Origin of the sequence: Actinomycetospora soli (assembly GCF_021026295.1) — a bacterium.
In the GTDB taxonomy this organism is placed as follows: Bacteria; Actinomycetota; Actinomycetes; order Mycobacteriales; family Pseudonocardiaceae; genus Actinomycetospora; species Actinomycetospora soli.
This window is the reverse complement of record NZ_JAJNDA010000007.1, coordinates 1-21,468: the sequence shown is the minus strand read 5'-3', so window position 1 is coordinate 21,468 and position 21,468 is coordinate 1. Positions and strand designations below refer to the sequence as shown.

21 protein-coding genes are annotated in these 21,468 nt (G+C 76.0%); 11 read left to right on the top strand and 10 right to left on the bottom strand.

From position 1 onward, the window contains the following. Positions 1-6 precede the first annotated feature (6 nt). The 7 genes from LN037_RS12930 to LN037_RS12900 all read right to left on the bottom strand — a co-directional run bounded on the left by LN037_RS12930 (position 7) and on the right by LN037_RS12900 (position 9,202). Positions 7-678 carry a response regulator transcription factor gene (locus LN037_RS12930; protein ID WP_230753028.1) on the bottom strand — a complete coding sequence of 224 codons (672 nt, stop codon included), beginning with the start codon at positions 676-678 and terminating at the stop codon, positions 7-9. A 66-nt stretch (positions 679-744) separates the two neighbouring features. Then, positions 745-2,751, bottom strand: coding sequence for a 1-deoxy-D-xylulose-5-phosphate synthase (dxs, locus tag LN037_RS12925; protein ID WP_230753026.1), 2,007 nt, complete (start codon positions 2,749-2,751; stop codon positions 745-747). A 41-nt stretch (positions 2,752-2,792) separates the two neighbouring features. Next, the gene (locus LN037_RS12920; protein WP_230753023.1) at positions 2,793-3,377 is read right to left on the bottom strand and encodes a class I SAM-dependent methyltransferase; all 585 of its coding nucleotides are present in this window, start codon (positions 3,375-3,377) and stop codon (positions 2,793-2,795) included. Next, a complete protein-coding gene (locus LN037_RS12915; RefSeq protein ID WP_230753020.1) occupies positions 3,374-4,693 on the bottom strand; it encodes a M20 metallopeptidase family protein in 1,320 nt (439 codons plus the stop codon). Before LN037_RS12915 ends, LN037_RS12920 begins: the two co-directional genes overlap by 4 nt. Further along, positions 4,690-5,889, bottom strand: coding sequence for an amidohydrolase family protein (locus LN037_RS12910; RefSeq protein ID WP_308286142.1), 1,200 nt, complete (start codon positions 5,887-5,889; stop codon positions 4,690-4,692). The genes LN037_RS12915 and LN037_RS12910 overlap by 4 nt, the downstream gene beginning before the upstream one ends. Continuing rightward, complete coding sequence (locus LN037_RS12905; protein ID WP_230753661.1) at positions 5,886-7,052, bottom strand: class I SAM-dependent RNA methyltransferase; 1,167 nt, start codon at positions 7,050-7,052, stop codon at positions 5,886-5,888. Before LN037_RS12905 ends, LN037_RS12910 begins: the two co-directional genes overlap by 4 nt. A gap of 92 nt (positions 7,053-7,144) precedes the next feature. Continuing rightward, on the bottom strand, positions 7,145-9,202 hold the full coding sequence (locus LN037_RS12900) for an APC family permease (protein ID WP_230753017.1): 2,058 nt from the start codon (positions 9,200-9,202) through the stop codon (positions 7,145-7,147). A 96-nt stretch (positions 9,203-9,298) separates the two neighbouring features. On the opposite strand from LN037_RS12900, the gene LN037_RS12895 reads away from it, so the two are divergent. From LN037_RS12895 to LN037_RS12880, 4 genes are all read left to right on the top strand, one after another. After that, positions 9,299-9,964 carry a potassium channel family protein gene (locus LN037_RS12895; protein WP_230753015.1) on the top strand — a complete coding sequence of 222 codons (666 nt, stop codon included), beginning with the start codon at positions 9,299-9,301 and terminating at the stop codon, positions 9,962-9,964. A gap of 4 nt (positions 9,965-9,968) precedes the next feature. After that, a complete protein-coding gene (locus LN037_RS12890; protein ID WP_230753013.1) occupies positions 9,969-10,652 on the top strand; it encodes a potassium channel family protein in 684 nt (227 codons plus the stop codon). Between the two features lie 80 nt (positions 10,653-10,732). After that, a complete protein-coding gene (locus LN037_RS12885) occupies positions 10,733-11,149 on the top strand; it encodes a protein-tyrosine phosphatase family protein (RefSeq protein ID WP_230753011.1) in 417 nt (138 codons plus the stop codon). A gap of 17 nt (positions 11,150-11,166) precedes the next feature. Beyond that, on the top strand, positions 11,167-11,514 hold the full coding sequence (locus LN037_RS12880) for an ester cyclase (RefSeq protein WP_230753010.1): 348 nt from the start codon (positions 11,167-11,169) through the stop codon (positions 11,512-11,514). Here the strand turns inward: LN037_RS12880 and LN037_RS12875 are convergent. Next, positions 11,497-12,024: a CGNR zinc finger domain-containing protein gene (locus LN037_RS12875; protein WP_230753008.1), complete on the bottom strand. Its 528-nt coding sequence runs from the start codon at positions 12,022-12,024 to the stop codon at positions 11,497-11,499. The two genes, LN037_RS12880 and LN037_RS12875, sit on opposite strands and share 18 nt — an antisense overlap. A gap of 19 nt (positions 12,025-12,043) precedes the next feature. Between LN037_RS12875 and LN037_RS12870 the strand changes: the two genes are divergently transcribed. From LN037_RS12870 to LN037_RS12860, 3 genes are read left to right on the top strand one after another with little or no spacing between them, the layout of a single operon-like run. Next, positions 12,044-12,919 carry an alpha/beta fold hydrolase gene (locus tag LN037_RS12870; protein ID WP_230753006.1) on the top strand — a complete coding sequence of 292 codons (876 nt, stop codon included), beginning with the start codon at positions 12,044-12,046 and terminating at the stop codon, positions 12,917-12,919. Continuing rightward, positions 12,916-13,566 carry a GOLPH3/VPS74 family protein gene (locus LN037_RS12865; RefSeq protein WP_230753005.1) on the top strand — a complete coding sequence of 217 codons (651 nt, stop codon included), beginning with the start codon at positions 12,916-12,918 and terminating at the stop codon, positions 13,564-13,566. Before LN037_RS12870 ends, LN037_RS12865 begins: the two co-directional genes overlap by 4 nt. 25 nt (positions 13,567-13,591) lie before the next feature. Beyond that, positions 13,592-15,229 carry an alpha/beta hydrolase gene (locus tag LN037_RS12860; RefSeq protein ID WP_230753002.1) on the top strand — a complete coding sequence of 546 codons (1,638 nt, stop codon included), beginning with the start codon at positions 13,592-13,594 and terminating at the stop codon, positions 15,227-15,229. On the opposite strand, the gene LN037_RS12855 is transcribed toward LN037_RS12860, so the two are convergent. Both LN037_RS12855 and LN037_RS12850 read right to left on the bottom strand, forming a co-directional pair. Beyond that, positions 15,226-15,972: an SAM-dependent methyltransferase gene (locus tag LN037_RS12855; RefSeq protein WP_308286148.1), complete on the bottom strand. Its 747-nt coding sequence runs from the start codon at positions 15,970-15,972 to the stop codon at positions 15,226-15,228. The genes LN037_RS12860 and LN037_RS12855 overlap by 4 nt on opposite strands. An 11-nt stretch (positions 15,973-15,983) precedes the next feature. Then, the gene (locus tag LN037_RS12850; RefSeq protein ID WP_230753001.1) at positions 15,984-16,670 is read right to left on the bottom strand and encodes a maleylpyruvate isomerase family mycothiol-dependent enzyme; all 687 of its coding nucleotides are present in this window, start codon (positions 16,668-16,670) and stop codon (positions 15,984-15,986) included. Positions 16,671-16,815: 145 nt separating this feature from the next. On the opposite strand from LN037_RS12850, the gene LN037_RS12845 reads away from it, so the two are divergent. From LN037_RS12845 to LN037_RS33545, 4 genes are read left to right on the top strand one after another with little or no spacing between them, the layout of a single operon-like run. Then, a complete protein-coding gene (locus LN037_RS12845) occupies positions 16,816-17,802 on the top strand; it encodes an iron-siderophore ABC transporter substrate-binding protein (RefSeq protein WP_230752999.1) in 987 nt (328 codons plus the stop codon). A 25-nt stretch (positions 17,803-17,827) separates the two neighbouring features. Beyond that, positions 17,828-18,868 carry a FecCD family ABC transporter permease gene (locus tag LN037_RS12840; RefSeq protein WP_230752998.1) on the top strand — a complete coding sequence of 347 codons (1,041 nt, stop codon included), beginning with the start codon at positions 17,828-17,830 and terminating at the stop codon, positions 18,866-18,868. Beyond that, positions 18,865-19,965, top strand: a complete 1,101-nt coding sequence (locus LN037_RS12835; RefSeq protein WP_230752996.1) for a FecCD family ABC transporter permease — start codon at positions 18,865-18,867, stop codon at positions 19,963-19,965. Before LN037_RS12840 ends, LN037_RS12835 begins: the two co-directional genes overlap by 4 nt. Further along, the gene (locus LN037_RS33545) at positions 19,962-21,347 is read left to right on the top strand and encodes an MSMEG_1061 family FMN-dependent PPOX-type flavoprotein (RefSeq protein WP_308286141.1); all 1,386 of its coding nucleotides are present in this window, start codon (positions 19,962-19,964) and stop codon (positions 21,345-21,347) included. The genes LN037_RS12835 and LN037_RS33545 overlap by 4 nt, the downstream gene beginning before the upstream one ends. The last annotated feature ends 121 nt before the right edge of the window (positions 21,348-21,468 follow it).

Here is a 21,468-nt window from a genome sequence, read left to right as displayed (position 1 = left end):
GAGGGTCTACACGCCCGCGTGGGCGTCGCTGCGGACGCGGTAGCCCGAGCCCACGACGGTGTCGATGATGCCGGGCTCGCCGAGCTTCTTGCGCAGGGTCATCACGGTGACCCGCACGGTGGTGGTGAAGGGGTCGGCGTTCTCGTCCCACACCCGCTCGAGCAGCTCCTCCGAGGACACGACCGCGCCACCGGCGGCCATGAGCACCTCGAGGACTCCGAACTCCTTGCGGGTGAGGTCGACCGTGCTGCCCTCGCGCACGACGGTCCGCTTCGCCGGGTCGAGGACCACGCCCGCGGCCTCGAGGATCGGCGGCGTGGCCGGGACGGCACGGCGGCCCAGGGCGCGGATGCGGGCGACCAGCTCCGGGAAGTCGAACGGCTTCGCGAGGTAGTCGTCCGCGCCGAGCGCGAGCCCGGCGACCTTGTCGCGCAGGGTGCCGCTGGCGGTCAGCATGATCACCCGCGTGACGCCGCCCGCGATCTCGGCACACAGGTCGTCGCCGGACCTCCCGGGCAGGTCGCGGTCGAGCACGACGACGTCGTACCGCGTGACCGACGCCTTCTCCGACCCGCTGTCGCCGTCGTAGGCGACGTCGACGGCCATCCCCTCGCGCCGCAGCCCGCGCGCCAGCGCGTCGGCCAGGGCCTGCTCGTCCTCCACGATCAGAATGCGCACGTCATCCACCTTGCCACCGCACCCCTGAACGGACGCTGAGAATCAGCTGGGGGCAACCCGTCGGACTCAGGAGGCCGACTTCTCGTCCCGGGTGAGCGCCGCCTCGTCGCCGCCGCGCGCCGCGGCGACCCACTCGGTGACCCGCCGCGCGACGTCCTGGTCGGTGAGCCCGGCCGCCGCGAGCAGCGCACCCCGGCTGTCGTGGGTGAGGAACTCCTGCGCGAGCGCGATCCGGCGCACCGGCACGTCGATCTCGGCCTCGGAGAGCGCGTCGGCGAACGACGAGCCGAAGCCGCCGTGGCGCCCGCCGTCCTCGACGGTGACGACGAGGCGGTGCGACGCGGCGAGGTCGAGCAGCGCGGCCGGGACGGGCTGGAGCCAGCGCGGGTCGACGACGGTGACGCCGATGCCCTGCGCGGTGAGCCGGTCGGCGGCCTCGACGCCGAGCTGGCCGAACGCGCCGACGCACACGAGCAGCACGTCGGGCACCTGCGGCGGGGCGTCGTCGGGGTCCCGCTCGAGGCGCTCGACGGCGGTGGGGCGCGGGGCCGCCCGCGAGAGGCGGCCGGGCTCGGCGAGCACGTCGACCCCGCCGGGGCCGGTCGCCGGCCCGAGCCGGCGCAGCGCGGGGACCTCGCTGGGCACGGCGCCCTTGGACCAGCGCAGCGCGGTGGGGCCGTCGGCGACGTCGACCGCCTCGTGGAGCTCCTCGCGCAGGCTCACGGCGTCGCGGGGGGCCGCGACCCGCAGGCCGGGCACGATGCCCATGACCGACAGGTCCCACATGCCGTTGTGCGAGGCGCCGTCGTCGCCGGTGACCCCGGCGCGGTCCAGCACCACGGTGACCGGCTCGCGGTGCAGGGCGACGTCCATGAGCAGCTGGTCGAACGCGCGGTTGAGGAACGTCGAGTACACCGCCACGACGGGGTGCAGGCCGCCGTGCGCGAGGCCCGCGGCGGAGGTCAGGGCGTGCTGCTCGGCGATCCCGACGTCGAACAGGCGCTCGGGGTAGACCTCGCCGAACGCGGCGAGCCCCGTCGGGCCGGGCATGGCCGCGGTGATCGCGACGACGTCCGAGCGCTCGCGGCCGAGCTCGAGCATGGTGTCGGTGAACTCGGCGGTCCAGCTGCGCGGCTTCGGCCCCACGGGCAGCCCGGTCTCCGGGTCGATCACGCCGACGGCGTGCATCTGCTCGGCGAGGTCCTGCTCGGCCGAGGCGAACCCGCGGCCCTTGCCGGTCACCGCGTGCACGATCACGGGCCCGCCGAAGTCGCGCGCGGCCCGCAGGGCCACCTCGAGCGCCTCGGTGTCGTGCCCGTCGACCGGGCCGACGTACTTCAGGCCGAGGTCGGAGAACAGGGCCTGCGGTGTGAACGCGTCCTTCACGCCCGCCTTGGCGGCGTGCATCGCCGAGTACAGGGTGTTCCCGACCAGGGGGATCCGCTGCAGGGCCCGGCGGCCGTGCTCGAGGACGTCCTCGTAGCGCGGCGCGAGGCGCAGTGTCGAGAGCCGCTCGGAGAGCCCGCCGATGGTCGGGGCGTACGAGCGGCCGTTGTCGTTCACCACGATGACGACGGGCCGGTCCGAGCCCGCGATGTTGTTGAGCGCCTCCCAGCTCATGCCGCCGGTCAGCGCGCCGTCGCCGACGACCGCGACGACCGCGCGGTCGCGCCCGAGCAGCTGGTCGGCCTTCGCGAGGCCGTCCGCCCAGGACAGGGCGGTGGAGGCGTGCGAGTTCTCCACGAGGTCGTGCTCGGACTCCGCGCGGCTCGGGTAGCCCGAGAGCCCGCCACCCTGGCGCAGGCCGTCGAACTCCCCGGCGCGGCCGGTGACGATCTTGTGGACGTAGCTCTGGTGCCCGGTGTCGAACAGCAGGGCGTCGCGCGGCGAGTCGAACACCCGGTGCAGGGCGAGCGTGAGTTCGACGACCCCGAGGTTCGGGCCGAGGTGTCCGCCGGTGCGGCACACCTTGTCGATCAGGAAACCCCGGATCTCCGCCGCGAGGGCGTCCACCTCGCCGGCGTCCAGGGACCGCAGGTCGGCCGGGGTTCGGACGCGCTGGAGCAGACTCACGGCGGCCAGTCTACGGAGACCGCCGTGGTCCGCAGGCCCGTTCAGCTGGTCCGGGGCCGCCGCGCGACGTAGACCACGGCCGGCGGCGCGTTCAGCCACACCGTCCGGCTGACCACGACCTCCTCGAAGGTGGCCTCGAGGTTGCGTTGCACCTGCTTGGCCGTCGGGAAGAAGCGGATCCAGGCGTGCGCGAGCTGCGTCACGGCCCCGCCCGGGGCGGCCGCGCGGGCGAGCAGCGGGAAGATCGAGCGGTCCTTCGGGGCCGTGGCGAGCCACGGGAGACCGGACACCGAGAGGTCGACGCGGACGCCCTCGGCCAGCAGCTTCTCCACCGCGGTGTGGGCGTCGGTGCACATCACCTCGACGTCGGGGTGCCGGCGCGCCAGCACCTCCGCCATGTCCTCGTCCATCTCGACGGCGATGTGCCGCCCGCGGCCCCGCAGCCGCTTCTGGATCTCGTCGGTGACCGAGCCGGTGCCCGCCCCGAGGTCGAGCACGACGGGGTCGCCGGTCTCGGGCAGCGGGGCGATGGCCTGCCGGCACAGCGGGGGGAAGCTCGGGAAGAGCGCGGCGACGTGCAGGGGGTCACGCAGGAAGGCGGTCGAGAAGTGCCGGATCTCGGTCACGAGGTCCCTCCGTCGGGGCTCGGGCGCTGGGGAGCGTGGCTGGCAGGCAGAGTCTGGCCCGCCGCCACGACGGCGGCGAGCAGGGCGCGTGCGACCTCGCCCACCATCGCGTCGTCGGGCGAGAACGCCGGGTGGTGCAGGCCGGGGGCGTGCCCGGGGACCGCGTCGGGCTCGGCGGTGCCGACGAACAGCATGGTGGAGGGGATGCCCGCCGCCGAGTAGTGCGAGAAGTCGTCCGCGCCACACGAGCGGAAGCCGGTGTCCAGCCGCAGCCCCGTCGGCGCCGCCCGTTCCGCGCCGCGCCGGCCGCCCAGCGTCGCCGCGATCGCCGCGGTCAGGGCGTCGTCGTTCACGACGGCGGGTTCGTTCGGCACCACGGCGACCTCACCGGTGCAGCCGTGGGCGGCCGCGGTGTGCTCCACGACCTCGGTGACCGCCGCGAGGACGGCGTCGCGGTCGGCGTCGAGGGCACGCACCGTGCCGCGGGCGGTGGCCCCGCCCGGCACGACGTTGGGGGCGCTCCCGGCCGTGATCTGCCCGATCGTCACGACGGCCGCCTCGAGCGGGTTCACCCGGCGGGCGACGATCTGCTGCAGCGCGACGACGACCGCGGCGACCGCGAGGACGGGGTCCCGGGTGCGGTGCGGGTAGCCGCCGTGGCCGGCTCGGCCGGTGACCGTGATCTCGATCTCGTCGGCCGAGGCGTTCACCGGGCCCGGGCGGGCGGAGACCACGCCGCGCGGCAGCTCGGGCTGGACGTGCACGCCGAGCATCACGGCCGGGTCGTGGGCGGTGAACGCCGCGTCGACGACGACGTCGGCGGCACCGCTGGGCGCGGCCTCCTCGCGCGGCTGGAACACGGCGAGCAGCGGCGCGGCGAGCAGGTCCGGGGTCGCGGCCACCGCGCGGGTGAGCGCGACGAGGGCGGCGGTGTGGACGTCGTGGCCGCAGACGTGGGCCACCCCGTCGCGCCGGGAGGCGAACGGCAGGCCGGTGTCCTCGTGCACGGGGAGGGCGTCGAGCTCGCCGCGGACGGCGACGGCGGGTCCGGGGCCGCCGAGCCGCAGCAGCCCGCCGGTGCCCGCGACGGGCTCCAGGGTGCGGCCGAGGGCCTCCGCCACGGCGTCGCGCGAGTCGGTCTCGTCGCCGGAGACGCGCGGCTCGCGGTGCAGGGCCCGGCGCAGGGCGACCGCGGCGGGCAGCTCCGCCTCCAGCGCCTGCGTCAGCGCCGCCGGGACCGGGACGGGCCCGGGGCCGCGCGCGGGCCCGCCGTCCGGGACGTGCGGTCCACCGGAGATCGGCACCTCGACCGTCACGCGGGGATCCGCGGGTAGATCCGCAGGGCGTTGTCGCGCGCGATCATGGTGGCCACCCGTTCGGCGTCGGCGGGAGAGAACTCGTCGGTCGCGCAGAGGTGCTCGAGCAGGCCGCCGAGGGCTGCCCGGAAACGCAGCGCGCCGAGCAGGTGCAGCTCGGGCAGCCCGTAGGCGTCCGAGGCGTAGAGCACCTTGCCGAAGGGTGCCAGCTCCAGCATCTCGGCGATCACCTCGGGGGCCCGGGACCCCACGTACGGGACCGCCAGGCTGACGTCGGTGTAGACGCACGAGAACACCTGCGCGAGCCACGCGGCCTGGCGGTGGTACGGGTAGGTGTGCAGGAGCATGAGCGGCACGCCGAGGGGTTCGACGAGGCGGGCGAGGCCCACGAGCAGGGCGGGGTCGGCCCGGTGGAGGTCCTCGTCGGCGTCGCCGAACCCGGTGTGCAGCTGCAGCGGCAGGCCGGTGTCCAGGCCCGCCCAGAGGCCGTGGCGCAGCAGCACCGGGTCGCGCAGCGGCGCGCGGTCGCGGGCCCGCCGGGCCAGCCACGTGTCCGCCGCGGCGGCGACGGCGGCGGGGTCGGGGCGACGCGGGTCGACGTCGAGCCCGGCGCGGTAGGCCAGCACGGTCTTGCAGGCCACCGGCAGGGGACGGCGGGCCGGGTCGGTGCGGCGGGCGACCTCGGCCGCGACCGCGTCACCGAACCCGGCGGCGTCCACCCCGGCGTCGGCGACCTGCTCGGCCACGGCCTCCAGGCGCACCACCTCGCCGACCGGCAGGCCCGCCGCCTCGGAGAGCGCGTCGAGGTCGAGCAGCCCGTCGGCGGCGAAGCCGTGGTCGACCAGCAGCACCCCCGAGCCCGCGGCGCGCAGCATCGCGCGGGACACCGCCTCCGCGCCCAGCTCCGCGCGGCGGGCGACGTAGTCCTCGGCCGGCGCGTGCGGCGGCAGGCCCAGGACCGGCGAGCACCAGCGGCGCACCGAGAAGCCGAGCCGGGAGTCGAACGCGGACAGGCCCGGCGCCGGACCCGTCCCCTCGGTGAGCAGCGACTCGAAGCCCGGCCGGTCGAGGTCGTCGGCCATCACCGAGTGGCAGTGGTGGTCGACCAGCGCGACGCCGTCGAGGAAGCTGACCGGCCCCGCGGGCACCAGCCCGAGCGACACGAGCGAGCCGCCGTCGGGGACCACGCCCGTCACCCGGCCGCGACGAGTGTCGCCACGCACTCCACGTGGTGGGTCATCGGGAAGGCGTCGAACACCCGCAGGTCGGTGAGGGTGTAGCCGGCCTCGCCGAGGGCGGCGACGTCCCGGGCGAGCGCGGCCGGGTCGCAGGCGACGTGCACGATCCGGCGGGCCCCCACGGCACCGATCCGGGCGGCGAGCTCGCGCCCGAGGCCCTTGCGGGGCGGGTCGGCCACGATGACGTCGGGCGGGGTGGTGCGGGCGAGCGGGTCGAGCACCTTCTCCACGCGGCCGCGCACGACGCGGGCGGCGGGCAGGTCGGCGAGGTTCTCGCCCGCCGCCGCGGTGGCGTCGGGGTCGGACTCCACGTCGACCACGGTGCCGGCGCGCCCCGCGAGGGCGGCCGCGATCAGGCCGGCCCCGCCGTAGAGGTCCCACACCACGTCGTCGGACGTGAGCTCCCCGACGCCCTCGACAGCGGCCGCGACCACGGCGTCCGCCGCCCCGGGGTGGACCTGCCAGAACGCGGGCGCGGGCAGCGTCCAGTCCCGGCCCGCGGCGTGCTCGTGGGCGGTGCCGGAGCCGATCTCGAGCTGCCGGGCGCCCTCGAACAGCTCGGTCGCGTGGGTCTGCCCCGCGGCGTCGGCGACGATCTCGATCTCCGCCGTCGGGGTCCAGGTGTGGGCCAGGACGGGGTCGAGGGCGCCGCGCACCGCGATCGGGCAGTCGCCGACCGGCAGCACCTCGTGGCTGCGGTGCGCCCGCAGGCCGGGCCGGCCGTCGTCGGTGACCGCCATCCGCATCCGCGTCCGCCAGCCGAGCGGGCCGCCGGGCAGGGCCTCGCACTCCACGTCGCGCTCGATGCCCGCGAGCCGGGACAGCTGCTCGGCGACCACGGCCGCCTTGAGCGCGCGCTGCGTGTCGTGGTCGGCGTGCTGCCAGTCGCAGCCGCCGCACCCGCCGGGGCCGGCCCAGGGGCAGGCCGGGGTGACCCGGCCGGGCGCCGCCTCGAGCACCGTCACCGCGTCGGCGCGGCAGAACGACCCGCCGTGGTCCTCGGTGACCACCGCGTGCACCCGCTCGCCGGGCAGTGCGTGCCGGACGAAGACGACCCGGCCCTCGTGCCGGGCCACGCAGTGGCCGCCGTGGGCGACCGCGCCCACCTCGACGTCGAGCATGCGGTCGGTCCAGTCGGGCCGCTCGGACGTGCCACCCGCCGTCGGGACGTCGGCCTCCCGCGTCGCGCTCCGCGACGCTGCGTCTCCCCCGGTCATCGGGCGTCCGCCCGCTCGGCGCCGCTGGGCGGCGCGGACGTGGAGCCGGGACGGACGCCGTTGCCCGGCGGCGCCTCGTAGCCGCGGCGGGCGAGCCCGGGGGCGCCCTGCGGGCGCGGGGCGGCGAGCCGGTGGGACGACTCGAGCTGCCAGGGCACGGACACGACCATGACACCCTTCTGGAACAGCAGCCGTCCCTTGAGGCGTAGCGCACTCTGGTTGTGCAGCAGCTGCTCCCACCAGTGCCCGAGCACGTACTCGGGGATGAAGACGGTGACGACGTCGCGCGGGTTGTCGGTCCGGATGCGCTTGACGTACTGCAGGATCGGCCGGGTGATCTCCCGGTAGGGCGACTCGAGGACCTTGAGCGGCACCGGGAGGTTCCGGCGCTCCCAGTCCGAGGTCACCCGGCGGGTGTCGGCGTCGTCGACGTTGACCGTCACCGCCTCGAGGACGTCGGGGCGGGTGGCCCGGGCGTAGGCCACCGCCCGCAGCGTCGGCTTGTGCACCGTCGAGACCAGCACGATCGCGTGGTTGCGGCTGGGCAGCACGGCGTCGATCACGTCGGGGGCGGCGATCTCCTCGGCGACGCGGTCGTAGTGGCGGCGGATGGAGAGCATGAGCAGGAACGCGAGCCCGCCCGCGACGATCGCGATCCAGGCGCCGACGAGGAACTTCGTTACCAGCACCACGACGAGCACGACGCCGGTCATGCCCGCGCCGAAGCCGGAGATCAGCCGCGAGCGCCGCAGCCGGCTGCGCGACTCGTCCTCGGTCTCGGTGCCGAGCAGGCGGTTCCAGTGCCGCACCATCCCGAGCTGGGAGAGCGTGAAGGAGACGAACACGCCGACGGTGTAGAGCGGGATCAGCGCCGTGACCTCGGCGGAGAAGCCGACGACGAGCACGATGGCGAAGAACGCGAGGAACAGGATGCCGTTGGAGAAGGCCAGCCGGTCGCCGCGGGTGTGCAGCTGGCGGGGCAGGTAGCGGTCCTGCGCGAGGATCGAGCCGAGCACGGGGAAGCCGTTGAAGGCGGTGTTCGCGGCCAGCACGAGGATCAGCGCGGTGAAGATCGTGACCGCCCAGAACCCGGGCGGGAAGCCCGAGAAGATCGTCTCGGCGAGCTGCGCGATCAGCGTCTCCTGCTTGTAGCCGGGCGGGGCGCCGACGAGCTGGTCGGTGGACTCCGCCATCTTCACGCCGGTGGCGCGCGCGAGGGCGAGCATCCCGCCGAACATGACGACGGCGATCAGGCCGAGCAGCGCGAGCGTGGTGGCGGCGTTGCGGGACTTCGGCTTGCGGAAGGCCGGGACGCCGTTCGAGATGGCCTCGACGCCGGTCAGGGCCGCGCAGCCCTGGGTGAACGAGCGCAGCACGATGAACATCAGCGCGAGCGACGAGAGCTGGTGGTCGGCGTCGGCGCGGACGTCGAAGCCCGCGCTGGGGGCCACCAGGTCGTGGCCGAGCAGGAGCCGGACCACCCCGACGACGATCATGCCGGCCAGCGCGACGATGAAGCAGTAGGTCGGGATCGCGAAGGCGATGCCCGACTCCCGCACGCCCCGCAGGTTGACCGCGGTGAGCGCCCCGATCGCGAGGACCGCGAAGAGCACCTTGTGCTCGCCGACGAACGGGATGAGGGCGCCGAGGTTGTCCGCGGCCGACGAGACCGAGACCGCGACGGTCAGCGTGTAGTCGACCAGCAGCGCCGACCCCACGGTCAGCCCCGCGTACCTGCCGAGGTTCGTCGTCGCGATCTCGTAGTCGCCGCCGCCCGAGGGGTAGGCGTGGACGTTCTGCCGGTAGCTGACCACGACCGTGGTCAGCACCACCACGACCGCGAACCCGACCCACGGGGAGAAGACGTAGGCCCCCAGGCCGGCCAGCGAGAGGGTGATCAGCACCTCCTGCGGCGCGTAGGCCACGGAGGAGAGGGCGTCCGAGGCGAACACGGGCAGCGCGATGCGTTTGCGCAGCAACGTGCCCGAGAGCTCGTCGCTGCGGAAGGGCAGTCCGAGCACGAGACGTTTCGCCGCGGTCGCGAGCCTGGGCACCCGCAGAGCGTAGGCCGAGCGGGTGGTGCCGTGGGATCGGTGGGTGCACGGGATACCGTGCGCGCGTCATGTGCTGGTGAGCCGACCGGAGGTCGTGTGCACGTCGTCGTCATGGGCTGCGGCCGCGTGGGGTCCGCGCTGGCCCTGTCGCTGGAGCGCCTCGGCCACGAGGTCGCCGTCGTCGACCGGGACCCGCAGGCCTTCCGCCGGCTGGGCAGCGACTTCCACGGCCAGGAGATCGTCGGGGTCGGGTTCGACCGCGAGGTGCTGACGGCGGCCGGCATCCACCGCGCGCAGGCGTTCGCCGCGGTGTCCTCGGGGGACAACTCCAACATCATCTCCGCGCGGGTCGCGCGCGAGACCTTCGGCGTCGAGACCGTCGTCGCCCGCATCTACGACGCCAAGCGCGCCGCGGTCTACGAGCGGCTGGGCATCCCCACGGTCGCGACGGTGCCCTGGACCACCGACCGCTTCCTGCGGATGCTGCTGCCCGACGGGGTCGCGACGGCCTGGCGGGACCCGTCCGGCACGGTCGCGATCATGCAGCTGCCGTTCCACGAGGACTGGTCCGGCCACCCGGTGACCGCGCTCGAGGAGGCCACCGGGTCCCGGGTCGCGTTCATCGTGCGGTTCGGCACCGGGGTGCTGACGCGCCCGGACACGGTCATCCAGGCCGACGACGTGGTGTACGCGGCCGCGGTCAGCGGCACCGTCGCCGCGGTGACCACCGCCGCCCTGACGGCACCGGCGGAGCGGGGGTAGACCGATGCGCGTGACGATCGCCGGGGCCGGCGCGGTGGGCACCTCCATCGCCGCCGAGCTGATCGAGAACGGCCACGAGGTGATGCTCATCGAGCGCGACCTCGCGGAGGTGGCGCCCGAGGCGGTGCCGCAGGCCGAGTGGGTGCACGCGGACGCCTGCGAGGTCGCCTCGCTCGAGGACGCGCAGGTGCAGAACTGCGACGTCGTCATCGCGGCGACCGGCGACGACAAGGTCAACCTCGTCGTCTCGCTGCTCGCGAAGACCGAGTTCGCGGTGCGCCGCGTGGTGGCGCGGGTGAACAACCCGCGCAACGAGTGGCTGTTCACCGAGTCCTGGGGCGTCGACGTCGCGGTGTCGACCCCGCGCATGCTCGCCGCCATGGTCGAGGAGGCGGTCTCGGTCGGCGACCTGGTCCGGCTGCTGACGCTGCGCCAGGGCAAGGCGAACCTCGTCGAGGTCACGCTGCCCGCGGACACCGCCCTGGCGGGCCGGCCGGTCCGCGACGTCCCGCTGCCCGCCGACGCCGCGCTGGTCGCGATCCTGCGCGGCGGCCGGGTGATCGTGCCGCAGTCCGACGACCCGCTCGAGCCCGGCGACGAGATGCTGTTCGTGGCCGGCGAGGGCGTCGAGGAGGAGATCCACTCGGTGCTCACCTCGGGCGACCCCGGCGGGCGCGACCTGATCTGAGACACCTCCCGGTGCGAGCAGTGCCCTCTCGGCGTGCTCCCCTTCCCCGAACCCCGGTGACAGGAGAGGCGGCACCGTCGATGGTCACGTTGCCCGGCGGCCGCACCGTGCAGGCGCGGTCGTTGCGGGTCCCGCCGGCGGAGCCGCCCGCCTTCGGCCTCTACCTCGGGTCGCGCCGCGCGGCCCGCCGGCACGACGCCGGGATGACCTGGCCGCGCCGCTGGCTCGTCTGGCCCGACTTCCGCAGCCCGCGCCATCCCGACGAGGCCGCCACGGCGATCGAGGCGCTGCACGAGCGGTCGGCCACGGAGCTCGTCGAGGTCGCCTGCGGCGGCGGGATCGGGCGCACGGGCACCGTGCTCGCGTGCCTGGCGACGCTCGACGGGCTCGGTCCCGACGAGGCCGTGGCCTGGGTCCGGGCGCACCACCACCGGCGCGCCGTGGAGACGCCGGGACAGCGCCGCTGGGTCGGCTGGTTCGCCGAGCGGCCCCGGTAGCTGGCAGGGTGCGCACCATGGACGCGCGGGAGCTCTACCGCCGCTGGATCGACGAGCTGTGGAACGGCTCGGTCGAGGTGGCCGCCGAGCTCGTGACGCCCGACTTCGTCGGCCACTGGCCCGACCGGGACGTCCACGGCCCGGCCGAGCTCGCCGCGATCATCGACGAGACGCACGGGATGCTCGACGTCCTGAGCTTCGTGATCGAGGTCGGCCCGCTCGTCGACGGCGACCTGGTGGCGGGCCGCTGGCGGGGCCGCGGGGCGCAGGACGGGAACCCGGTCACGTTCGTCGGCAACGACCTGCTGCGCGTCGCCGACGGCCGTTTCGCCGAGTACTGGGTCGCGTCACTGCCGCTGCCGTAGCCGGTCCTGCTTCGACCGGTTGCCGCAGGTCGCCATCGAGCACCACCGGCGCCGCCGGCTCGGCGAGGGGTCGAGGAACACCCACGAGCAGCGCCCGCACCGCGACACGCGCGCGAGGTCCGGCCCGGCGAGCAGGGCCCCGACGGCGAGCGTGATCCGCAGGGCCGGCACGTCGGCCCCGTGCTCGGCGACGGGGACCGTCCAGCCCGACGACGGGTCGAGCCGGCTGCGGGCGTGCGCCGCGACCACCGCCGCGCGGACCGCCCCGGCCCGGCCACCCGCCGTCAGGAAGGCGTGGAGGTCCTCGCGGAACGCCCGGAGCGCGGCGAGCGCCGACGCCGGGTCGGCGGGCGCGGGGACGTCCTCGGCGGGGTCGACGAGGCCCGCGTCGCGGCACCAGGCGAGCACGGCGTCCCAGGTGGGGAGGTGCTCGGACGCGCGGACGGGACCGGTGCCGTCGGCGGTGTTCACGAAGTCGAGCGCCGGGTGCCCTCCCACGAACCGGTCCACCGGACTAACCTTACATCTCATGTTTCCGGTTACGGAGCGGTTCGACTTCCGGGGCGACGCGGTCGCGTGGGGAGCGATCGGGACGGGCGACCCGCTCGTGCTCCTCCACGGGACCCCGTTCTCCTCGGTGGTGTGGCGCCGGATTGCGCCGCACCTCGCCCGGCACCGGCGGGTGTACGCGTTCGACCTGCTCGGCTACGGCCGCTCCGCGCAGCGACCGGGCCAGGACGTGTCGCTCGGGGTGCAGCCCGAGCTGCTGGGCGCCCTGCTCGACCACTGGGGCCTCGACCGCCCGGACGTGGTGGCGCACGACTTCGGCGGGGCGAGCGCGCTGCGGGCCCACCTGCTGCACGGGCGGGACTACCGGTCGCTGACGTTGATCGACCCGGTGGCGCTCTCGCCGCACGGGTCGGACCTCGTGCAGGCCGCACGCCGGCACGCCGACGCGTACGCCGAGCTCCCCGGCTACGTCCACGAGGCCGTGCTGCGCGCCTACGTCGCCGGGGCGGTGCACCGCACCCTGTCGGCCGCGGAGATGGACGCCTACCTGGCGCCGTGGACCGGACCGGTCGGGCAGCCGGCGTTCTACCGCCAGATCGCGCAGATGTCGGACCGGTACACCGACGAGATCCAGGACCGGTACGCGGAGCTGCGGGTGGCGCCGACGATCCTCTGGGGCGAGCGGGACGCCTGGATCCCGGTGGAGCGGGCCCACGAGCTCGTCGCCCGGATGCCCGGGGCGCGGCTGCAGCTCGTGCCCGACGCGGGGCACCTGGTGCAGGAGGACGGCCCGGAGGCGGTGGTCGCGGCCGTGCTCGACCGACTTTCGTCGGACACGGGTGGACCTTCGTCGGTGCCGGGGCGACCTCCCCGGCCGGGAGCATCGTCGTCGTGACCGTCACCGACGAGCTGGCGCTGCTGCTCCACGCCCCGTCCGGACGACGGCTGGTGACGCGCTCGACGCTGCCCCGGCTGCTCGGCGGCGCGCAGCTCGTCGACCTCGTGCTCGCCGGCCGGGTGGCCCTCGCGCCGGGTCGGTCGCACGTGCAGGTCCTGCACCGCATCAGCACGGGTGAGCCCGTGCTCGACGTGGCCCTCGACCGGATGCCCGACGCGGCTACCGTCCCTGCCGCGCTCGCCGCGCTGCGACCCGGGTCGGTGGAGCGGGTGATGACGCACCTGGTCGCCGCCGGGGCCGTGACCGCGGCCCGACGCCGGGTCGCGCTCCCGGTCCGTGACCCGCACTGGCCCTCCGCCGACCCCGCCCGACGCGCGGCCCTCGTCGCCCGGCTCCGCGCGACGCTGCTCGACGGGGCCGCCCCGACCGACCGGGACGCCGCCCTCGCCGCCCTGCTCGACGCCGGCGGCGCCCTCCCCGGGATCGTCGGCGGGCCGCGCCGCGCGCTGCGGCGGCGGGCCACCGAGATCGCGACCGTCGACGGGGTCCCCGCCGCCGCCCGCCACGCCGTGGTCACCGCCCGGGCCGTGCGGCTCGCCGTCGTCGCGACCGGCGCGGCGGCGGCCGGTCACGCGGGCCGGTGATCGTCGGGCGGGCAGACTGCGGGCCGTGCCCCCGCACCCCGTCCGACGCCGCTGGTCGCTGCATCCGCTCGGCCTGACGCTCGGCGTCGCCCTCGCGTCCCTGGCGTGCACCCCGACGCTCATCCCCCGCACCGGGTTCTTCCAGGGGCTGGTGAGCGGGGTGATGCTCGCGGCGGGCTACCTGCTCGGCGTCGCGCTCGCGCGGCTCGGCCGGCGGTGGTGGCGTGCGTCCCCCTCCCCCGTCGCCCGGGCGCTGGGCTGGGTGCTCCTCGCCATGGTGCTCGTCCCCGTCGTCGTGCTGGCGCTGGTCGCCGGCCACCGCGCGCAGGTCGCGCAGGCGGCGCTGCTCGGGGTCCGGGCGCCCACGGTCGCGGACTGGCTGCTCGCGGTCCCGGTCGCGGTGGGTGTGCTCGCGGTGCTGGTGGCGATCGTGCGGGGCGTCCGGGCGCTCCCGCGGTGGCCCCGGCGGGTCGTGGTGGGCCTCGCGGTCGTGGTCCTCGCGCTCGCCCTCGTCTCCGTGGCCGGCATCCCCGGGGTCAACCCGGCCCGCGCCGCGCTCGACCCGGCCTTCGCGAAGCAGGACGAGGGCACCTTCGGTGGCGCCACGCAGCCCACCTCGCCGCTGCGCTCCGGCTCCCCCGCCTCCCTGCTGAGCTGGCCGTCCCTCGGCCGGGGCGGGCGGACGTTCGTCTCGTCGGGGCCGACGTCGGCCGCGCTGGCCGAGGCCTCCGGCCGTCCCGCCGTGACGCCGATCCGGGTGTACGTCGGGCTCGGCAGCTCCTCGGACGCCGCCGAGCGGGCGCGCCTGGCCGTCGAGGAGCTGCGCCGCACCGGCGCCTTCGACCGGCCGGTGATCGCGGTCCTGACGACGACCGGCACCGGCTTCGTCGACGCCGAGGCCGTGGACGCGCTGGAGCTCGCCTGGGGCGGGGACACCGCCGTCGTCACCAGCCAGTACTCGCTCATGCCGAGTGCGCTGTCGCTGCTGCTCGACGGCGACCGGGTCGCCGCCGCCGGCACCACGATGTACGACGCGGTGCGCGCCGCCGTCGACGCGCTGCCGCCCGGTCGGCCGCGCCCGCAGGTGGTGGTGTTCGGGGAGTCGCTCGGCGCGCTCGGGTCGCAGGCCGCGTTCGACTCCGTCGACCGGGTCCGCGACGGCGCCCTGTGGAACGGCCCGCCGAACGCCTCGCCGCTGTGGCGCTCCCTCGTCGCGGGCCGGGACCCCGGCACCCCGGAGACCCGACCCGTCGTCGGGAACGGGCGGCAGGTGCGGTTCGGGGGCGGCTCGGCCACGCCGGGCCTGGCGTCGACCCCGCCCGCGCCCTGGCCCGCGCCGCGGACGGTCTACCTGCAGCACCCCAGCGACCCGGTGGTCTGGTGGTCGCCGCGGCTGCTGTTCCAGCGCCCGGACTGGCTGGCCGAACCGCGCGGCGACGACGTGCTGCCGACCGTGCGGTGGTACCCGCTCGTCACGTTCTGGCAGGTCACGATGGACATGATCCGCGCGCAGGAGGTGCCGTTCGGGCACGGCCACAACTACGGGCCGGAGTCGCTCGACGCGTGGATGGACATCGTCCCGCCGCCGGGCTGGACCCCCGCCGACACCGCGCGCGTGCACGCCGTGCAGGAGGCGGGCGGACTGCCGACCCCGGGGGCCTAGACCTTGCGTCCGACCAGCGCGTAGGCGCCGACCGCCTCCTCGCCGGTCGACTCCGGCCACGCCACGATGTCGACCATCGACGGCTCGACGAGGTCGTAGCCCGCGACCGCCCGGGCCAGGACGGACCGGTCGCGCAGGTGGACCGGCGACGCGCTCGTCCGGTACCCCTCCTGGATGGCGCGCGTGCGGGCCGCGAGCGCCGGGTCGTCGTGGTCGGCGCTCCCGTGGCTGATCGCGAGGACGCTGCCGGGCACCGTGGCGTCGCGGTAGGCGCCGAGCACCGCCGCGATGTCGTCGTCCACGAAGTGCAGCACCGCGATCGCCAGCACGACGACGGGTCGGCGCAGGTCGAGGTGCGCCCCGGCGGCCTCCAGGACCCGGTAGGGCACCGTGAGGTCGGCCTGGACCACCGTGACGGCGTCCAGGTCGGCGGTCAGCTCGCGGGCGTACTCGACCGCGACCGCCTCGACGTCGACGTAGGCCACGCGCGCGGCGGGCGCGATCTCGTGCACGTTGCCGACCGTCGGGATGCCGGACCCGAGGTCGAGGAACTGGTCGTACCCGTGCGCGGTGCACCAGCGGACCACGCGGCCCAGGTAGGAGCGGTTCGCGCGGCAGGTGTGGGCCATGTCGGGGTTGCCGGCGAGGATGCGCTCGGCCTGCACCCGGTCGGCCTCGAAGTGGTGCGCCCCGCCGAGGAAGTAGTCGTAGATCCGCGCGGCGTTGGCCCGTTCGACGTCGATGGTCCTCCCCCTCAGATGTGCGGCCAGGACCGCAGCAGCGTGGCGTCGCCGCCCGTGTGCAGGGCCAGCGGGTCGCGACGGTGCCAGAGGGCCAGGACGACGTCCGACGCGGTCCCCCGCAGGACCGTCTCCTCGCCCGGGTTCGGGAGGTCGTACCGCAGGGTCTCGTCGAGGTCGGTGAGCTCGAGGACCACCGTCGCGTCCTTCGACGGCATCCGGCCGTAGCCGAAGGCGGTCGCGACGAAGGCCTCGAAGAACTCGGCGACGCCGTCGCGGGCGAGGTCGGCGGGGACCGGGGCGGGCTCGCCGTCGGCGGTGGTGGCGGCGTCCCAGCGGTGGATCGCGAACTCGTGGGCGGCCCGCCGGTACCAGTAGGCCGCGTCGTCGGCGCGCACGCTCCAGTTCACGACGGGTGCGGCCGGGTCGGTCGTGGCGAGGAGGCGCAGGAGGGCGGCGAGGTCGTCGTCGTAGGAGGCCAGGGCGTCGTCGCGCCGGACCTCGACGGCGGGCTCGCGCGCGTCGCGCCCGCCCGCGAACAGCTCGCCGAGGGTGCGGCAGAACCCGGCGGCGTGCGCGAGGAGGTCGGCGCCCGTCCAGTCCGGGCAGCTCTCGACCACCGCGTCGGGTCGCGCGCGGCAGAGCCGGCCCAGCTCGCGGCCGTCGGCCTCGACCGCCTCGGTCCAACGTCGCGTGTCCACCCCTGCAGCCTGGCGGTGCGGCGGGGCGATGAGAAGGCCCGGGACCGAACCGGCGTGCGACCTGCCACGTCACCCGCGTGCCCCACGCGGCGGGCGCAGCAGTTAGGTTAGGCGCACCTCACTCGTCCTGTCCGAAAGGTCCCCGGTGCGTAGATCGCTCGTCGCCGTCGTCGCCGTGCTCGTCGCCCTGCTCGCCGGGTGCTCGTCGGGCTCCTCGGAGCAGGCCCCGGCCGCACCGGCCGGTGACGGGACGTTCCCGGTCACGATCCCGACCGCCTTCGGCGACGTCACCGTGCCGCAGGCCCCGCAGCGGGTGGTCGCGCTCGGCTGGAGCGACGCCGAGACCGCGCTGGCCCTGGGCGTGCAGCCGGTCGGCGCGTCGGACTGGCTCGCCGTCGGCGGCGACGGCCTCGGCCCGTGGGTGACCCAGCGCTACACCACGCCGCCGCAGAAGCTCGGCACTCTCGAGGTGGACCTCGAGCAGGTCGCCGCCCTGCAGCCGGACCTCGTTCTCGACACCCGCGCCTCGGGCACGCGCGAGCGCCACGACCAGCTCGCGCAGCTCGGCGTGCCGGTCGTCGGGATCCCGGCCGGCGGTGAGAACTACCTGACGCCGTGGCGCGACCAGCTCCGGATGGTCGGCGCGGCGCTCGGGAAGTCGCAGGAGGCCGCCGGCCTGCAGTCGCAGCTCGAGGCGAGGTTCGCCCAGGCCCGCGAGCAGAACCCGGCCCTGAACGGCGCGACCGTGGTCTCCGGCGCCAAGAACACCCTCGGTGAGTACGCGGCCTACGTCGGCCGGACCGGCCGCGTCGAGTTCCTCCGCGAGCTCGGGCTGGTCAACTCCCCGGCGGTCGAGGCGATCCCGACGGAGAACTTCTCGGTGCCCGTCAGCCGCGAGCAGATGACCCTGCTGGACGCGCGGGTCACGATCATGCAGGCCATCAGCGGCAACGCCGCCGACATCACCGGCGACCCGCTCTGGGGCACGGTGCCCTCCGTCGCCGCCGGCCGCGGGATCGTGCTCGACGACGAGGCCCTGTCCAACGCCTTCGCGAGCTCCTCGGTGCCGGGGCAGCTGTACGCCCTCGACCGGATCGTCGCGCCGATCGCGGCGGCGGTCGCGAAGCCGTGAGCCCGATCGCCGTGAGCCTGCTGCCGTGACCGCGAGCACCGTCGTCGCCCCCGGGCCGCCCCGCACCCGCCGCGGCTCGGGCACGGCCACGACGCTGCTCGTGGCGGCCGCCCTGCTCGCCGCCGTGGTGGCGAGCCTCGCGATCGGCCCGCGGGCGCTGCCGCCGTCGGTGGTGCTCGACGCGCTGGCCGCGTTCGACCCGACGAACGCCGACCACCTGATCGTCACCGAGGTCCGCCTCCCGCGCACCGTGATCGGCCTGCTCGCCGGGCTCGCCCTCGGCCCGGCCGGGGTGCTCGCCCAGGGACTGACGCGCAACCCCATCGCCGAGCCGGGCATCCTCGGCCTCAACACCGGCGCCGCACTCGCCGTCGTGCTCGCGATCGGGCTGCTCGGCATCCGCTCGCTGACCGCCTACGTCTGGTTCGGCTTCGTCGGCGCCGGGCTCGCGGCGGTCGTCGTGGCCGGGGTCGCCGGGGTGGGCGGGCGCTCGGCCACCTCCCCCGCCACCCTCGCGCTCGCCGGCGCCGCCCTGACCGCCGGGCTCGGGTCGGTGACCACGGCGATCCTGCTCACCGACCCGAACGCCTTCGAGGACTACCGCTTCTGGCAGGTCGGCTCGCTCGCCGGCCGCGACCTCGGCATCGCCGCGCAGGCCGCACCCTTCGTCGCGGCGGGCCTCGCCCTGGCCCTGCTCTGCGGTCCGACGCTCAACGCCCTCGCCCTGGGCGACGACGTCGCCCGGTCCTTCGGCCGGCACGTCCGGCGCGACCGCGCGGTCTGCGGCGTCGCCCTCGTCGTGCTCGCCGGGGCGGCCACGGCCGTCGCCGGGCCCATCGCCTTCGTCGGGCTGACCGTCCCGCACGTCGTCCGTGCCCTCGCGGGCCCGGACCACCGCCGGCTCCTCCCGCTCGCCGCCCTCGCCGCCCCCACGCTGCTGCTGGTCGCCGACGTCGTCGGCCGGCTCGTCGCCGCACCCCGGGAGGTCCAGGTCGGCATCGTGACCGCCGTGCTCGGCGCGCCGGTCTTCGTCTGGTTCGTGCGCCGGAAACGGTTCGTCCGGTGACGCAGACGCAGCGGAGCGGAGCCCGGCCGGGCTCGACCGCGCCCACGATCGCGCCCGGCTCCGCGCTCGCGGCCCTGCGGTCCGCCCGCTCCCGCTCCCGACGACGGGTCGGGCTGGTCGGGGCCGTCCTCGCCGCGGCGGTGGTCCTCGCGTTCCTGGCCACGGTGTCGCTCGGCGACTACCCGATCCCCCCGGGCGACCTGCTGACCTCGCTGGTGGGCGCCGGCCCGGCCCGTGTCGAGTTCGTCGTCACCCGCCTCCGGCTCCCCCGCGCCCTCGCCGGGCTGGCCGTCGGTGCCGCGCTCGGCCTCGCGGGGGCGCTCTTCCAGCGGCTGCTGCGCAATCCCCTGGCCAGCCCGGACGTCATCGGCGTCGGGGCCGGGGCGAGCGCCGCCGCCGTCACGGCGTTCACCCTGTTCGGCCTCTCCGGGGCCGGGGTCTCCGCCGCCGCGGTCATCGGGGCGGCCGGCACCGCGACGCTGATCGTCGTCCTCGCCCGGCGCGGCGGCCCCGGAGGCGGTCTGCAGGGCGTCCGGTTCGTGCTCATCGGCGTCGGGATCGGGTCCGCGCTGCTCGCCGTCGTCTCCTGGCTGATGACGACGGCCTCCCTCACCACCGCCCAGCAGACCCTGCTGTGGCTCACCGGCAGCCTCAACGGCGTGACCTGGGCCGCCACCACCCCGCTGCTCGTCGCGGTCGCCGTCCTCGTCCCGCTCGCGCTCGTGGCCGCCCGCGCCCTGCCGCGCCTCGAACTCGGGGACGAGGCCGCGGCGGCCCTCGGCCTCCCGGTCGAGCGCGCCCGCCTCGCCCTGCTCGCGGTCGGGGTGCTCCTGGTGGCCGCCGCGGTCGCCGTCGCCGGACCGGTCTCGTTCGTCGCCCTGGTCTCCGGGCCGGTCGCCGCCCGCCTCGCCGGACCGGGCCGGGGCTCGCTGCCCCACGCCGCCCTGGTCGGGGCCCTGCTCGTGCTGGCCGCCGACCTGATCGCCCGCCACCTGCTCGGTGACGTCCCGCTGCCGGTCGGCGTGGTCACGGGGGTCGTCGGGGCCCCGTACCTGCTGTGGCTGCTCGCCCGGTCCCGTACACGAGGAGCGACATGAGCCTGAGCGCCGAGCGTCTCACCCTGCGCTACGACGACCGCGTCGTCGTCGACGGGCTGTCGGTGCGCCTCCCCACCGGCCGCATCACGGCGATCGTCGGCCCCAACGCGTGCGGCAAGTCGACGCTGCTCCGCGGCCTGGGCCGGCTCATCGCCCCCGCGGCCGGGCGGGTGCTGCTCGACGAGACCGACGTCCGCGAGCTGCCCGCCCGCGAGCTGGCCCGCCGGCTCGGGCTGCTGCCGCAGTCCCCGGTCGCGCCCGAGGGCATCACGGTCGCGGACCTCGTCGAGCGCGGCCGCTCCCCGCACCAGGGCTGGTTCGGCGGTCGGACCGCCGCCGACGACGCGGCGGTCGCCCGCGCCATGACGGCGACCGGGGTCGCGGAGCTCGCCGACCGCCCCGTCGACGAGCTCTCCGGCGGGCAGCGCCAGCGGGTCTGGATCGCGATGGTCCTCGCCCAGGACACCCCGACCCTCCTGCTCGACGAGCCCACCACGTACCTCGACATGGCCCACGCCGTCGAGGTCCTCGACCTGCTCGTCGACCGGAACCTCGGCGAGGGCACGACGGTGGCCGTGGTGCTGCACGACCTCGACCTCGCCGCCCGCTACGCCGACCACCTCGTCGCGATGCGCGACGGCGCCGTCGTCGCCGAGGGCACCCCGGCCGAGGTCGTCACCGAGACCACGGTCGAGCGGGTCTTCGGCATCCCGGCGCGCGTCGTCCCCGACCCGGTGTCGGGCACCCCGCTCGTCGTCCCGGTCGGCCGGCACCGGGTCACGCCGCCCGCGCCCGTGCCCGACGCGGGCGACGCCCTTCCCGACGCCGGGTGCGGGTTCGCCTCGGAGGCCGACCTGCGCGCGGTGGTGGACGAGCCGCACCCGCTCGCCGTCGCGAAGGTCGGGGACCGGGTCGACGCGACCGCCGCGGAGTTCGTGGCCGCCGCGCCCCTCGTCGTGCTCGCCTCGGGGCGGGCGGACGGCGGACTCGACGTCTCACCGCGCGGCGACCGGGCGGGCTTCGTCCGCGTGCTCGACGACGGGCGGCGGCTCGCGCTGCCCGAACGGCCCGGCAACCGACGCATCGACACCCTGCGCAACGTCGTGGAGCGCCCGGGGACGGGCCTGCTGTTCCTCGTGCCCGGCGTGACGCACGTGCTGCGGGTCTCCGGCCACGCGCGCGTCGTCGACGACCCCGCCGTGCTGGGGCTGTGGGACGAGCCGCCGCCGCTGGCGCTCGTCGTCGAGGTCACCGACTGCTTCGTGCACTGCTCCCGCGCGCTGACCCGGTCGGCGGTGTGGGCGGAGATCGAGCCGGCCGCCGACGTGCCGGGCGTCAAGGCCCTCGCCGCAGCGGCCATGGCGGGCCGCGGGGACGCCTGAGAGCCCTGTGTCAAGCCGGGGCGGCTGGGAGCAGGGTCTGGAGGCCGCCGTGGCGCTCGGGCTGGTAGGTGGTCTGGTCGTTCCAGCAGCGCCAGATCACCCGTAGCCAGGCTCGGGCGAG

Excerpts from the sequence above, each read along its gene's own strand:
- LN037_RS12905 (WP_230753661.1), bottom strand. The coding sequence starts at position 7,052 with ATGCTCGACGTCGAGGTGGGCGCGGTCGCCCACGGCGGCCACTGCGTG.
- LN037_RS12890 (WP_230753013.1), top strand. The coding sequence starts at position 9,969 with ATGCGCGTGACGATCGCCGGGGCCGGCGCGGTGGGCACCTCCATCGCC.
- LN037_RS12885 (WP_230753011.1), top strand. The coding sequence starts at position 10,733 with ATGGTCACGTTGCCCGGCGGCCGCACCGTGCAGGCGCGGTCGTTGCGG.
- LN037_RS12880 (WP_230753010.1), top strand. The coding sequence starts at position 11,167 with ATGGACGCGCGGGAGCTCTACCGCCGCTGGATCGACGAGCTGTGGAAC.
- LN037_RS12870 (WP_230753006.1), top strand. The coding sequence starts at position 12,044 with ATGTTTCCGGTTACGGAGCGGTTCGACTTCCGGGGCGACGCGGTCGCG.
- LN037_RS33545 (WP_308286141.1), top strand. The coding sequence starts at position 19,962 with ATGAGCCTGAGCGCCGAGCGTCTCACCCTGCGCTACGACGACCGCGTC.